9 protein-coding genes are annotated in these 14,862 nt (G+C 67.1%); 3 read left to right on the top strand and 6 right to left on the bottom strand.

What is annotated here, in order from left to right:
• The 3 genes from JWQ05_RS12830 to JWQ05_RS12820 form a co-directional block, all read right to left on the bottom strand.
• Window positions 1-482, bottom strand: a 482-nt coding sequence (locus JWQ05_RS12830) for a hypothetical protein (RefSeq protein WP_299658832.1), incomplete at its 3' end; no start/stop codon positions are given.
• 193 nt (window positions 483-675) lie between these two features.
• Window positions 676-1,236, bottom strand: coding sequence for an HAD domain-containing protein (locus tag JWQ05_RS12825; RefSeq protein WP_366944593.1), 561 nt, complete (start codon window positions 1,234-1,236; stop codon window positions 676-678).
• 222 nt (window positions 1,237-1,458) lie between these two features.
• Complete coding sequence (locus JWQ05_RS12820; protein ID WP_299658830.1) at window positions 1,459-2,745, bottom strand: MFS transporter; 1,287 nt, start codon at window positions 2,743-2,745, stop codon at window positions 1,459-1,461.
• A 671-nt stretch (window positions 2,746-3,416) separates the two neighbouring features.
• Here JWQ05_RS12820 and JWQ05_RS12815 point away from each other — a divergent pair.
• Both JWQ05_RS12815 and JWQ05_RS12810 read left to right on the top strand, forming a co-directional pair.
• Entirely contained in the window at window positions 3,417-7,367 is a 3,951-nt protein-coding gene (locus tag JWQ05_RS12815; protein ID WP_299658829.1) for a diguanylate cyclase, read from the top strand.
• 59 nt (window positions 7,368-7,426) lie between these two features.
• On the top strand, window positions 7,427-7,729 hold the full coding sequence (locus JWQ05_RS12810; protein ID WP_299658828.1) for a DUF1330 domain-containing protein: 303 nt from the start codon (window positions 7,427-7,429) through the stop codon (window positions 7,727-7,729).
• An 84-nt stretch (window positions 7,730-7,813) separates the two neighbouring features.
• On the opposite strand, the gene JWQ05_RS12805 is transcribed toward JWQ05_RS12810, so the two are convergent.
• The 3 genes from JWQ05_RS12805 to JWQ05_RS12795 form a co-directional block, all read right to left on the bottom strand.
• Window positions 7,814-8,884: a fumarylacetoacetate hydrolase family protein gene (locus tag JWQ05_RS12805; RefSeq protein ID WP_299658827.1), complete on the bottom strand. Its 1,071-nt coding sequence runs from the start codon at window positions 8,882-8,884 to the stop codon at window positions 7,814-7,816.
• A gap of 58 nt (window positions 8,885-8,942) precedes the next feature.
• Entirely contained in the window at window positions 8,943-10,610 is a 1,668-nt protein-coding gene (locus tag JWQ05_RS12800) for an OFA family MFS transporter (RefSeq protein ID WP_299658826.1), read from the bottom strand.
• A gap of 224 nt (window positions 10,611-10,834) precedes the next feature.
• The gene (locus JWQ05_RS12795; RefSeq protein WP_299658825.1) at window positions 10,835-11,221 is read right to left on the bottom strand and encodes a response regulator; all 387 of its coding nucleotides are present in this window, start codon (window positions 11,219-11,221) and stop codon (window positions 10,835-10,837) included.
• 352 nt (window positions 11,222-11,573) lie between these two features.
• Between JWQ05_RS12795 and JWQ05_RS12790 the strand changes: the two genes are divergently transcribed.
• A complete protein-coding gene (locus JWQ05_RS12790; protein WP_299658824.1) occupies window positions 11,574-14,717 on the top strand; it encodes an ATP-binding protein in 3,144 nt (1,047 codons plus the stop codon).
• The last annotated feature ends 145 nt before the right edge of the window (window positions 14,718-14,862 follow it).

Genomic DNA, 14,862 nt, shown 5'->3' with positions numbered 1-14,862 from the left:
CGGATCCCGTCGAAGCTCGGATGATCGACGCGGGGCTCGTGCGCGGGCCATTCCGCCCTGAACCGGTCGCGGACGCCCTCGTCCATGGCGGCGCCGGGATGGTCTGCGATGACGGCGTGGGCGTAGGCCAGCCACCAGGCATCGGGCGCAGGATTTGTCAGGCGCGAGCCGACGGTCATCAGCGCGCCGCAGCGGCTGACGGACAGATCGTGGACGCGCGGAGCATGTGGTCCGTCGGAGCCCGCGAAGCCCCGGCAAAGCAGGGCCGCATAATCGCCGAACCCGTCCGCCTTGCGTGCGAGGCGTACGACGACGTCAGGGTGGGCCGCATGCGCATGGACAGAGCCATGGTACCCGAAGCCGATCTCGGTCCAGCCCGTGGCGATGAGGGAAGCGTGGGCCTTTGCAGCCGACCGTTCAACGATGCCGAGGGCGTCAAGCGAGGGACGGGACGTATCGACCCGATTCCGAAATCCGAACATCGCTGCCACTCCTTCCTGCCGGTCGACGATCCGACGCGCTCCGAGGAGCCGCACGGGTGCAGCGTCGCGGAGAAGCCGGACGGGCGGTCCGGCGACGGTCAGGGTGACCGCGTCGATGTCGGGGGCAGCATGACGAACACGAAGAGGACATCGTCATGCCACTGTCATGGAATGACCCGTGTTTCCGGAAAGTTCAAGAGCGGCGGAAGCGCAAATCCGCGGAGGGCTCGAATGCGCTGTCCTGCCGCATCGTCCGTCGCGCCGCTTCCATGCCCGCCAGGAGCGTTCGGGCCTGGATTTCGTCGGCTTCGCTAAGCCCGCGCTCCGCATCGGGCCGGACGTGCCGCCCCGCATGGGCGGGGCCGACCTCGACGTCGTCGAGGACGAGATATTGCGTAATGCGATTTCGGATCGCGTGCTCGGCGATCTCATCGCCGCGCCCGGCCTGCTCGGCGGGGCGCATTGCGCCCGTCTCGGCATCCCAGCTCGTCGGCAGGATGGCGGTGCGCCAGTCCGGATGAAAGCAGTCCTCGGGGAGACCCGCTTCGATGAGGGTCGGACGGCAATCGGCGACGCGCCAGGTCGATGAAACCACCACCCTCGCGTCGAACTCGCGCACCAAGGCGGCCACGCGGGCGATCTGAACCGGGTTCAGCCTGTCCTTGCCTGCCTGCCGCTGGTAGCCGACGGTTGTGACAACGCCGTCCACGTCGAGGTAGACCGTCGGCGGTCCCGCCCCTCTCCGTTCGCTCAAGAGGCCAACTCCGTCCCGCGCCGCAAGGCTGCACCTGTCGCACGGCTACAGCGCAACGCCGTGTCCGTCCAGCGTCGACCGAGAACTTCAGCCCCCCTGCTGGCTCGACCCCCGTCACTTTTCCAGCCCCCGCCGACCGGCCCTGCTTCGTTGCATGGTCCTCGCGCTGCGGAGGCCGCGCGGGGGACGCCGGCTGAGTGTCCCGCATCGGCGGAAAGGCGACTATCGGCCACGCGACCCGGCGCGCGTACCGTGCGCCCGCGCGGCGCGTGCGCAGACCAGGAACAGGCCCGCGACGACGAGGGCGACAAGCGTCGGAGCCACCACCGAAGCGAGCGCTCCGGCGAAGGCTGAGCCGACGACGTCGCCGAGGTTCATCGCCGCCATGTAGATCTGGAACTGCGTTGCGGACGCACGTCCCTCGCGGCTCGCCAGCAGCACGGTCGGCAGCAACGCGACGTAAAGCAGGGCCGGCACGACGCTGGCCAGTCCGAGGATGAAAGGACCGGCTGCGGCTTCCAGACCGGCTGCGATCAGCACGCCCGCGACGCCGAATGCCACCGCGCAGGCGACGAGGAGGCCGCGCAGGACTTGGCCCGGCCCGATGCGATCGACGTAGGCCCCGATGCCCGCCGCCCCCAGGGTCCCGCCCAGGAGCGCGAGCAGCGCCTGCAGGCGCGACAGGGCGCCCGCGTCCCAGCCATGGACCTGCACCAGCGCGACGGCGAAAGGCACTTGGAACAAGGCGAGGCCGAAGTCGATGGCAAAGCACATGGTCAGCAGGACCAGCGCGTCGCGCGTGCGAAACGCGGCGAGAAGCTGCCGCGCGTAGAGAACCGTTGCCGAGATCCGCATTGGCCCGGGCGTGTGCGACAGGCTGCAGGCCCGCACGGAGAAAAGCTGGTCGCCCGGGGACTCGCGCACGAGGACGGCCGCCAAGGCGAGCGGTGTCGTCAGGGCGAGGAGCGTTGCGGCCGCCGCCGGAAAACCTCGCATCTCGAGGATCCAGGCGAAGAGCGCGGTCCCCGCGGCACTTCCGATCACGAAGCCCGCCCGCGTGCCGGCGCTGGTCCGGCCCAGTTCGTCGGCCGGCACGCTGCCCGCGATCATGCGGTCGGTGGCGGTATCGGCGAGGGAGGCGGCGAGGCTGTGCAGGAAGAGGGCCGCGCTGACGACAGTCAAGCTCGGTGTCGCGCCGAGCAGCAGCAGACCGGCCAGGCTTGTCTGCGCGCAGGCGAGCGAGAGGACGAGCCAGAATCGGCGGGGCCCCATGCGGTAGGGGGTCGCCCGATCGATCACGGGTCCCCAGAGCAGCGGTTGCAGCACCCAGGGCAGGCCGACGATCGCGAGGTGGCGCCCGACATCCGCCGTGGAGGCGCCAGCGGCGGCAAAGTGGTTGACCAGCGCCGTGAGCGCGAAACCCGCCACGACGCCCTGGTAGAGGTAGAGGAGCGTGAACAGGCCGAATCGCCAGCGCGACCTCTGCAAATTCGGCGGCGATTGGGGCATCGGCTCGATCCTCGATCGCCCCGTCGGCGCGTCAGGGGCCCTCCCCCATCCGGTCGGCGCCGATAAGCCCCTTACCCGACACGGCCGGCGCGCGTCACCGCGCCGAATACGCGCTCCGCGAGCCCAGGTCGCAGGGGGAAAGGCTCAGCGGCGGATATCCGGCTCCGTGATGCAGCGACCGGCCTCCGAACACTCGCGTCCGCATGACCCGGCCCGGCCAGGCGGTATGCAACGTCCGCGACGTCTTCGTCGACCCGCAGGCATTTGGCTCGACTTGCGCAGGGTCGGGCGAAGCTGAATCGAACCCGTGTGAGCGATCCAGCGGCTGGTTCCGGTCCGCCGGCCTTCTCCTTCGACGGGAGCGGAGGGCTCACCACCAGTCCGGGCCAGTCACCCCACGACCATTTCCACACGCGGATGTGAACCGCGAAGCTTTTTGAACTGGCCGCGCCGGTTCTCGCCACTGATTGAAAATCTGCAGCCGGCTCATGATCCGTTCCAGATAGCAACGGCATCTTAGGACCCGGTCATTACGAGTATGAACAGCAGCCGCCATTCGATGACGGAACATGAAAACGATCCGCCTGCCCCAACTTAAGCCTGAGCGTCCGATACAGCTTCAGCGCGTGCTTGTGGGATCGAGCGTCGCATTCGCGTTCGTCCTCTGCGCCATGGCAGGCAGTCTCATTCTCACCATGCGCGAGAATGCCTGGAGCCAGGCCGAACGCACGTCACAAAGCCTCCTCCGCAGCGTCGAGCGCACGCTTGATCGCGATATCGAACTCTATGACCTCTCACTGCAGACGGTCGTGGAGCGGTTGCAGAACACCGACTTGGAAGGGGCGCCTCCCGAGGTCCGCCAACTCGGTCTCTTCGATGGAGCCGCGAAGGCGCGCGGATTCGGAGCGATCTTCGTCCTCGACCAGCAGGGACAAGCCTACATCGATTCCGGCTCGATCGTGCCACGACGTCTGAACGCGTTCGAACGCAACTACTTCCAAGTGCACCGAGCCCGCGCGGACCTCGGGCTGCATATCGGGCGGCCGATGAAATCGGCGGTCAGCGGTCGCTTCGTTCTCCCGCTGAGCCGTCGCGTCAGCTTCGCGGACGGCTCCTTCGCAGGCGTCGTCATCGGCACCATCGAAGTCGCCTACTTCGCGGATATTTTCGAGCGTCTCAACACCGAGCCCAACAGCGCCATCAACCTGTTCCACGCCGACGGCATTCTCCTCGTTCGCAGTCCGGCCGATTCCCTGGTTCCCGGCCGCGACATGGCCGGCGTCCCGAGCGTCCAGCGTTTCATCAAAGAGGAGGCGGGGCAGTTCACGGCCATGTCTTCGATGGACGGGGTCGAGCGCCTCTACACCTTCATGCGCGTGGGCCGCTGGCCGCTGCGGGTGAACGTGGCGCTCGGCTCGGAGGCGGTCGAAGCGGCTTGGCGACCGAAGGCCATCACCGTCGGTCTCATTGTCCTCGTGGTGTGCGTCGGCATCGGCCTCCTGGCGCTTCGGCTCAACCGAGAGCTGCGCCGGCGCCTGGAGGCCGAGACGATCGCGCAGGCGACCAGTCTGGAATTGGCGCATCTCGCCAACACGGACAGTCTCACGGGGCTGTCCAATCGCCGGCAGTTCGACCAGGCGCTGGCCGATGCCCGCAGCCGGACCGACCGTTCTCCCCTCGCATTGCTGCTGTTCGATACGGACCAGTTCAAGCGCTACAACGACCTTTACGGCCACTTGGCCGGCGATCACGTGTTAAGGGCCATCGCACGGATCCTGCAGCACCATGCGCTGACGTCCGGCGCGTCGGCCTATCGGATCGGCGGTGAGGAATTCGCGGTCATCCTGAGCGGAACGGACGAGCCCGATGCGTTCGCTTTCGCCGAGCGCGTCCGTCTCGGCGTCGCTGCCGAGAATATCCCTCACGAGGGCCAGAATCATGACGTGGTCACGGTCAGCGGCGGCGTCATGCACGCCGAGCGCTTCCCGGATGCGACGGTCGAACAGTGGTTCGCCACCGCCGATGCCGCCCAGTACGAAGCCAAACGCCAGGGCCGCAATCGGGTGCTGGTCGCGGGAACCGGCACGGCGGGCACGAAGATCGTCGACCCGGTGCAGGGGCACACATCGACCGGGCGCGAGGCCACACCCCAGGGCGAGACCAGAAGCGCGTTTCAGAAGACCAACAAGCGCTACGAGGCTCTAATCGATGCGAGCGCCTCCACAGTCTGGCGAGCGCGTCCGGACGGACAGATCATCGACAGTGGTGGCTGGGCGAACCAGACCGGCCAGAGCCCCGATGCGGCCAGGGGCGACGGGTGGCTCGACGCGGTACATCCGGACGACCGCGAGCGCGCGTCATCGGCGTGGCGCGCCATCACGATTTCGGGACAGACCGGGTCCGTCGAGTACCGGGCGCGACATGTGACCGGCGACTACCGCTGGATCCTGGCCCGGGCCGTTCCGCTGAAGGACGCTTCCGGTCGGATCGAGGAATGGGTCGGTGTCGCGACCGACGTCCACCAGAGCCGGCAGGCGACCGAAGCCCTGCGTGTTCAGGAGGAACGTCACCGCCTGGCCGTCCTCGCAACGCAGGATTCGATCTGGGATTGGGATCTCGCCACCGATCACATCGCCTGGAGCGAGGCGACGGGTGTGCTGTTCGGCTACGCGGATACCGAGATCGCGGATTCCGGGACATGGTGGAAGAGCAAGATCCATCCGGATGACCGGGCACGCGTGGTCGCGTCCATCTACGCCCTGATCGACGGGACGGACAGTCGCTGGAGCGACGAGTACCGGTTCCTGCGGGGCGACGACACCTATGCCGAAGTGATCGACAGGGGCTTCGTCATTCGCAACGAGGCGGGTCGGGCCGTGCGCATGGTGGGCGCCATGCACGACGCCACCCTGCAACGCGAGGCGAGTTCCGCCCTTCGCAGCAGCGAGGAGCGTCTGCGCCTCGCACTCCGGGCCGGCCGCCTCGTGGCGTGGGAGCGGGACCTGAGGACCGGGCTGGCGACCCGCTCCGCGAACTCCCTCTCGCTCCTCGGCATCGGCTCGGGACCGATTTCCCTGTTGCTCGACCAAGTGCACCCCGCCGACCGGGCCTACGTGGAAACCTTCGTGGCCTATGGCGGCACCGTGAATGCCGTCGAGTTCCGGTACCTGCATCCGTCAGGACCTTTGATGTGGTTGGCGATGCGCGCCGAGCAGATCACCGCCGATCGCGTCGTCGGGATCACGTTCGACATCACCGAGCGCAAGCTCGCCGACGAACTGGCCTGGCGGGCGGCCAACCATGATGCGCTGACGGGGCTCGCCAACCGCGCCTTCTTTCAGAGCCAGCTTGAGGAGGCGCTGACACGGGCCGAGCAATCCGACACCGGCGTCAGCCTGATGCTCATCGACCTCGATGGGTTCAAGGACGTGAACGATACGCTGGGCCACGACGTCGGCGACGCCGTGCTCGGCGAGGTCGCCCGGCGTCTGAGCGACGGCTTGCGCAACCAGGACGTCGTCGCGCGGCTCGGCGGCGACGAGTTTGCCCTGCTGCTCGGCGAGCCGCTGCGGCTCGACCACGCGATGCGCTTCGCCGACACCTTGATCGAGCGGCTTCGACAGCCCTTCGCCTATCGGGGACGTACGCTCACCTGCAAGGCCAGCATCGGTGTGGCCGCCTTCCCGGATCACCATCGCGATGGGCGTGAACTTCTGAAAGACGCCGACCTGGCGCTCTCGCGCGCCAAGGCCGCGGGCCGAAACTGCGCCCTCGTCTATGTGCCAGAGATGCGGGCGGAGACCGAGCGGCGGGTCGGCATCATCGAGGAAGTGCGGCTGGCACTCGATGCAGGCCAGATCGTGCCCTTCTATCAACCGAAGGTCTGCCTCACGACGGGGGAGATCGTCGGCTTCGAGGCCTTGGCGCGCTGGCTCCACCCGTCGAAAGGCCTCCTGACCCCGGGCTATTTTGGCGCGGCTTTCGAGGATCGCGAGCTTTCGATCGCGCTGGGCGACTGCCTCCTCCGGCAGGTCGCCGCCGACATGCGCTCGTGGCAGGAGCGCGGGCTCGGCTTCGGCCGGATCGCGGTGAATTTCGCGTCCGCCGAGTTCCGCAAGCCCGATCTTGCCGGGCATGTCCTCGATGTCCTGCGAAGCTTCGACATACCGCCCGCGTCGTTCGAGGTCGAGATCACCGAGACCGTCTTCCTCGGCCATGGCTCCGAATGCGTCCCGGCGACGCTCCAGCGTCTCCACGAGGCCGGGATCCTGGTGACCCTCGACGATTTCGGGACCGGCTATGCCTCACTGACCCATCTCAAACAGTTTCCGGTGGGCCACATCAAGGTGGATCAGAGCTTTGTGCGAGACATGGAGCAGGACGGAGACGATGCCGCCATCGTGGCAGCCGTGATCGGTCTCGGCCGGAGCCTGGGGGTGCAGGTCACGGCGGAAGGCATCGAGACGGTGGGCCAGGCCGAGAAGCTGGCGGCCCTGGGCTGCGACTACGCGCAAGGCTACCTCTATGCGCGCCCGATGATCGGCTCGCGCGTGCCGTGGCTGCTGCAGACATGGACCGCGGGCTCGACTCGTGACCTGCATGCACGGCAACTGTCGGCGTGATGGACCGGCACGGCGTATCGCCGTACCGGCATCGGGAACGTCGCTTGGGGGACAGGCTCATGCCGAACGGCTACTGGATCGCGCGCATCACCGTGACGGACCCCGAGCGCTACGGCGCTTACGCGCGTGCCCTCCCGGCGGTCGTCGAGCGCTTCGGGGGGCGGTTTCTCGTCGCCGGCGGGCGCTTCGAGACCGTCGAGGGCGAAGCCAAGGCGCGCAATGTCGTCATCGCCTTCGACGACTACGAGAAAGCCCGCGCCTGTTGGCATTCACCGGATTACGCCGAGGTCGCGCGCCTGCGCGAGCGGGCGGCGGACGTCGACGTCGTGATTGTCGAGGGCGCCGGCCCGTCGTCTATGTGAAGCAACAGGACTCGCTTCACCGGAGCCGATCTGGCGTTCCGACCTGCCGAGGACGCTCGGATCGAGTGTCAAGGTGTTCTCTGGTCAGGTCAGGCTGAACCGAAGCTCGCCCAGGCCTTCGACGCTGCAGGCGATCTGGTCACCGGGCTTGAGCCATCTGCGTTCGGCACGCGGAATCTTTTCGCCGAAGATCACGCCCTGCGGCGTGCCGGTGTAGAAGATGTCGCCGGGCTTGATCGTCATGATCTTCGAAGCGAAGCTGATCAACTGGCGGCAGTTGAAGATCATGTCGTTGGTGTTCCAATCCTGGCGCTGGACTCCGTTGACCCGCGTCTCCAGGCGCAGGCTGTTCGGGTCCTTCACGAGGTCGCTGGTGACCATGTAGGGCCCGAGGGGCGCAAAGCCGTCGCTGGTCTTGCCGATCATGAATTGCGAGGTCAGCGTCTGCAGGTCGCGGGCGCTGAAATCGTTGCCGGTGGCATAGCCCGCCACGTAATCCAAGGCATCGGCTTCGGAGACGTCGCGGCATTCGCGTCCGAACACTATGACGAGTTCGATCTCGTAATCGAATTCCCTTGCGGCCGCCGTCGGCAGCTTGATCGTTCCGCCATGGTGGTTGAGGGCGTTGTTGTACTTGTTGAAGAGCGGCGGGTCCTTGGGAATGGGCGTACCAGTCTCCTCGGCGTGCTTCCGGTAGTTGAAGCCCATCATGATGATCTTCTCGGGCCGGGTGACGAGCGGCGCGTAGGCGATCTTCGCCTCGTCGAGGAGGAGTCCGGCCTGGGGCCGCGCTCCGACTGCCTGGACCAGGGCCGTCAGCTCGGCGCCCCTGCCGTTTTGCAGAAGGTCGTCCATGTCGGCCGGCGCCGGCAGGCCGAGATTTTCAGCCGCCGCGGTGACGTCGAGGACGCCGCCCGGCAGCTTGACGCCGAGGCCGTAGCCCCCCGCCCGACGCATGTTGATGAGCGTCAGGCCGCGCGGCATCGCGAAGGCACCGGAGCGCACCCCGGGTCCGGCCATCGCCCCGGTGCCTGCGATTGCGGGTGCGCCCGTTTGAGGCTCCCCCGCTGCCTGGGCCGCGGTCGCCATCGCACCCGCCGAGGCCGCGGCGATGCCGGCCGCCGCCTTCAGGAAATCCCGTCGGTCATTGCTCATGGCGTCCTCTCCGAATGTCCGGGTCTTTGCTTCGCCCGCGGTTCCGATGCCGTGCCGGTCAGCTGAACAGGATCAGCGTCTTCGATACGGTCGTCCAGATGCCCCAGAGGATGGGAATTCCGACCGCCATCCAGGCGAGACCCGCGAGCGGACTGAAGCCGCCACGCCCGATCCCGTAGGAGCCCGACTGTAGGCGCGCCGAGGTCGTCGAGCCCTTGGCTTCGGCCGCAGCGACCTCCGCGTCGCTCATGAACCAACGCGCTGCCAATGGGCGCACCAGCAGGTTGGCCACGAAGCCCACGGCCAGGAAACCCGCGAGGATGTACATCGTCCGGGTATAGAGTTCGGCGCCCTGGATGCCGGCATCCACCTGCGCCTGCCGGATCGCCGTGACCACGAAGGGCCCGACCACACCTGCCGTCGACCACGCGGTGAGGAGGCGCCCATGGATGGCGCCCACGAACTGCGTACCGAAGACGTCGGCGAGGTAGGCAGGAATCGTGGAGAAGCCGCCGCCATACATCGACAGGATCACGCAGAAGAACACCACGAACAGTCCCTTCGAACCGATCCCGGCAGCCCAGGGTGCCGCTGCGTAGAGCACGCAGCCCAGGGCGAAGAAGGTGGCGTAGGTGACCTTGCGGCCGATCTTGTCCGACATCGAGGCCCAGAAGAAGCGGCCGAGGATGTTGAACAGCGAGAGTAGGCCCACGAACCCCGCCGCGACGGCGGCGATCTGCGCCTTCTGGCTGCCGTCGAGTTGCGAGAAGGCGAGGCCCGGCTGACCGATCAGGGCGCCGCCGAAGATCTCCTGCAGCATCGGCGAGGCCAGGGCGAGGACGCCGATGCCCGCCGAGACGTTGAGAGCGAGCGCGGTCCAGAGCAGCCAGAACTGCGGGGTCTTGTGAGCATTGTCGAGATGGACGTGCCCCGAGGTGATCATCGCGCTCTTGGAGGCCGGTGCGGTCCAGCCCTCGGGCCGCCAGCCGGCCGGGGGAACCCGGTAGCCGAGAGCGCCGCAGGTCATCGCGACGAGATACAGCACGCCCATCACCGCCAGCGTCTCCCAGACGCCGGCGGAATTCGCGGTCTTGAAGGTGTTGATCAGGATGTTGGCCAGCGGTGAGCCGATCATGGCGCCGCCGCCGAAGCCCATGATGGCCATGCCGGTCGCCATTCCGCGCCGGTCGGGGAACCACTTCACCAGGGTCGAGACGGGAGAGATGTAGCCGAGCCCCAGGCCGATGCCCCCGATCACACCCATGCCCAGCCAGACCAGCCAGAGCTGGTGAAGATGGACGCCCACGGCCCCGATCAGGAAGCCGCCCCCCCAACAGAGTGCCGCCGCCAGACCGGCTTTGCGGGGACCGGCCCGCTCAAGCCATCCACCGAAGACGGCTGCGGCGATTCCCAGCATGACGATGCCGATGGAGAAGACCGTCACGAGATCGCTCACGCGCCAGTCACAGGTGGTGGTGAACAGGACGGTGGCGACGGTCATATCGGGGCAGGCTGCCGGCGACGGTTGCCCGACGCTGAGGGCGCGCGACAGGGGCAGCCAGAACACCGACAATCCGTAGGACATCCCGATGCAGAGATGGATCGCGAGGGCAGCCGGCGGCACGAGCCAGCGATTGAAACCGGCCTTCGCGACGATATGCTCGCGGGACAACCAATTGGACAAACCCACGTCCGCCGGGGACGCGTCAGAGACGCGAACGTTCATGTCAGGCTTCTCTCCCTGCGTGGCCTCTTCGGGCCTTGGTATTCCAGGGATTAAATCATGCCGCCAATCGTAAAGCTATGCCGTGGTGCATCGGATCGTGCACGGCGCGCGAACGATGTTGCGCAGACGGCGGACAGGCGCTGCAGGATGACGGTGCAACGCATGCCTGCGACGCGCCGTCGCCAACCGGTCCGTGTCGAAGCCCAGAGCGCAGGACGCTCGGCCTATTGAGCCGCGTTGATGGGGAGGAGGCGCGCGATCCGTACCGCGAGCTCCTCGGGGATGAAGGGTTTCACGAGGTAGTCGCTGGCCCCGGCATTCAGGGCGCCGACGATGTCCTGCTCCAGCTTCCGGGACGTCAGCATGACCACCAGGGTGCCGGCCGTCTTCGGCGTCGTCTTGATCTGCCTCAGCAGTTCGAAACCGTTGATGCCCGGCATCATCGCGTCGAGGACCACAAGGTCGGGGGCTTCCGCTTCGATCACGCGGAGCGCCTCGCTCCCGTCCGGGGCCGTGATGACGTTGTAGCCGCGGCTCTTCAGCTTCAGGTTGATGATCGAGCGCGTGATCGTGTCGTCGTCGGCAACGACGACGAGGGGGGCTACGGGCATCTCTAATCTCCGGACGGAACGCGAACACGGGTGTGCGAGGCATCGCCTCAGCGTCGATCCGATACGATCCGAGAATTCTCTATGACGCGTTAAAGCAACGCGAAACAACGCGCACCGAACCCTCAGTCAACCGCACGTTGTTGTCGGCTTACGACCGCGTCGGCATGACGATGTAGAGACGGACGTCATGCATTAGGGTAAATCAATCGTTTCGGGACCGGTATCATCTTCGAAATCACGGCATTTTGAAGGGACATTTGGATCGGCGTGTGGGTGGCCAATCCACCTCCTGTAGTACAAAACTAAGACTTTGCGGGTCTGATCGCGGGCGATGCTCTCCGGGAACACTCGCGTGCGACAGCGCTCCATCAGCCTGCAGGTGCTGCTCGCATCGGTCTTCGGCATCCTCGCACTAGCCCTGACGTTCTGCGTCAGCTTCACGGCCGAGCGCATCGCGGCCGCACAGTTGCGCGAGCAGATCGGGCACGAACTCTCCAGCTACGCGGACAACCTGCGCGATCGGCTGGACGCGGTCATGCACGACAACCTGCAGCTCGTGCGGACCCTCGCCACGATGGGGCAGAGCGTCTCGGCGACGCCGGCGACGTGGCGCAAATGGATCGATACGGTCCAGGCGGATCACAAGGAATACGCATGGCTCGGTCTGGCCGACGCCAGCGGCATCGTCATCGCAAGCTCGGGCGGCATCCTCGAAGGCCGCAGCGTGGCGGAGCGGCCGTGGTTTCGCGAGGCACGCCTGAAGCCATATGCGGGCGACGTGCATGAGGCGCTCCTCCTTGCCCAAAAGCTCTCGCCACTTCCCGATGGCGAGCCGATGCGGTTCGTCGACGTATCGACCGCCGTCCACGACGGCGAGGGCCGGCTCGTCGGCATCCTCGGAGGTCATATGAGCTGGAGCTGGGCGCGCCGGATCGAGCGCTCGATCCTGGACCGGTTCCAGGAGCGCCAGAACGGCATCGAAGGCCTGATCCTGCGCAGCGACGGCGAGGTCCTGCTGGGCCCGTCCGACATCATGGGCCGGCGCCTGTCCCCGGCGATCCTGCAGGCGATCGCGGGTGCCACAACGGCGCGCGGGGGCGCCTCCCCCATCATCTCCTTCGGCGACGATCAATCCTTCCTGATCGCGGCAAGCCGGTCCATCGGCATGGTCGATTATCAGGGCATGGATTGGACGATCGTCATCCGGCAGCCGACCCGAACCGCGCTCGCGCCGGTCTCGCATGTCAGCCACGCCATCCTGCTCTGGGGCGTCGGCCTCGCTCTTCCGTTCGGACTCCTGGGACTCCTCATCGCCCGGATGACGACGCGGCCACTCCTGGCCCTCGTCGCCTTCGCAAAGCGGCACCGGCTCGGCGACCGGAGCACGCAGGTCCCGTCCGGCGGGTATCGCGAGGCCAACGCCCTGAGTTCCTCCCTCGAACGCCTGATCTCCGACCTGACCGCGCGGGACACGGCCCTGGAAGCGAGCAACCGGGTCCTGGAGCAACGCGTGGAGGAACGCACGAGCGCCCTGCGCGAGGCCTCCGTCCTCACCCGGAAGATCATGGAGAACAGCCCCGACGTGATCCTGGTGGCCGGCCCCGGAGGCCAGGTCGAGTTCGCGAGCCGCAGTGCCCACTGGATCAACTACGCGCCGGAGCCCGGCGCCCTGATCGGCCGCCGCCTGTTCTCCATGTTTCCGAAATCGAGCGTGGAGCACCTGCAAACGGCCATGCTGCAGGCCTGCGAGGCGCCGGTCGTCGAGATCGAGATCTTTTGTCCCTCGAAATCCGGCGCCGGGCAGTGGCTCAGCGTGCTCGTGAGCTTCATGAACGACGGCCACAACCATCTGGAACGCGTGCTGTGCATCGTTCGCGACAGGACGGTCGAGCACGAGCAGGCGCAGGCCGAGCGCGCGGCGACGGCGGAGGCCCAGCGGCTGACGACCGAGGCGAATGCCGCCAGCGAGGCCAAAACGGACTTCCTTGCCTCGATGAGTCACGAGATCCGCACGCCGCTCAACGCGGTGATCGGTTTCACCGGCATCATCCTCGACCGCAACGACCTGACGCCCGATCTCAAGCGGCAGATCCGGATGATCCAGAGTTCCGGCAGTGCCCTGCTCACCGTCGTGAACGACGTGCTCGATTTCTCGAAGATCGAGTCCGGCGCCATCGAACTGGAGCCGCGCCCGTTCTCGCTGAGGGGCTTGGCCGACAATGCCCGCATGATCGTCGCCGCCCTCGCCGAGGAGAAGGGGCTGGAACTCGGCCTCGACGTCGACGAGCGGATATCGCCCTGCCACGTCGGCGACGAGGACCGCCTGCGCCAGGTCCTGCTCAACCTGATCAACAATGCGGTGAAATTCACCCGCGAAGGCTCGGTCACCCTGCGGCTCGCCGTCATCGGCCGGACGGAGGCGAGCGAGCGCATCGCGATCTCGGTGACCGACACCGGAATCGGCATCCCGCCGGAGAAGATCGACCGCCTGTTCAAGCGCTTCAGCCAGGTCGACGGGTCGATCCGCCGTGAGTTCGGCGGCACCGGGCTCGGACTTGCGATCTCGCAACGTCTCGTCGGGCTGATGGGTGGCGAGATCGCCGTATCGAGCGAAGCCGGGATGGGCTCGACGTTCTCCTTCGTCCTGTCCCTCGACCTCGCGGATTCCGGGAGCGTCGCGAATGTCGAGGCGGTCCTGCCGGTGACGGCGCAGCCGCGTCGCCTCCTCCTGGCCGAGGACTTGCCCGCCAACCAAGAGATCGTACGGATCATCCTGGAGGGGGCGGGCCACAGCGTCGACGTCGTCGGCGATGGAGCCGCCGCGCTCCGGGCCGTGGAGACCGGCGACTACGACGCCGTTCTGATGGACGTTCAGATGCCGATCATGGACGGCCTGACCGCCACCGCCGAGATCCGCGCCCTGCCCGCTCCGCGCTGCGGTATCCCGATCATCGCGCTCACCGCGAACGTGCTCGCCGATCAGGTCAAGGCCCTGCGCGCGGCGGGGATGGACGGCCATGTCGGAAAGCCCTTCCGCCGCAGCGACCTTCTCGAAGCGATCGAGCGATGCTGCCGCTCCGGCATCGCTTCCGCTCCTGTGCTGGCCGAGACAGGACCGGCGCCCGCGACCGCCGCGCCCGACCAAGCGATCCTCGATGAGTTGATCGGCCTCGCCGGCCCGGACCAGGTCCTGACCTGGCTCGACGACGTTCGTGTCCGAATCGCAGCCATCTACCCGTCGACCGGGCCGATCGATGCCACGGATCGGTTCATGGCCGATAATCACACCCTGATCTCGCAGGCCGGTATGCTGGGGTTCACGGCTCTGTCGGAGGCCTGCCAGATGGTCGAGATGCATCACCGTGCCGGCGACGACGTCGCGGAGCCAATCCGCTGGTGCCGCGTGGAGGCCGATCGCGCCATCGCAGGATGCCGGAGCTTCGCGGATGCGCGCGCGGTCGAAGCGGCCGCCGAGCCTTTCCGGATCGCCGTCTGATCCAAATCCGTACCGGGTCCTGCGCCGACTATCCTGTATCCGCGTCACGCACCCGTCGACAAAGGTCGGCGGAGTGGGCTCACCGCTACGCGGTCGCCCCCTTTCGCACGGGCCTCGCGCAGGGATGCGATCGCACGCGCCAGGG

The organism is Methylobacterium sp., from assembly GCF_028290105.1.
In the GTDB taxonomy this organism is placed as follows: Bacteria; Pseudomonadota; Alphaproteobacteria; order Rhizobiales; family Beijerinckiaceae; genus Methylobacterium.
Note: the sequence above shows the minus strand (reverse complement) of the source record. Positions and strands in the feature narration are given on the sequence as shown.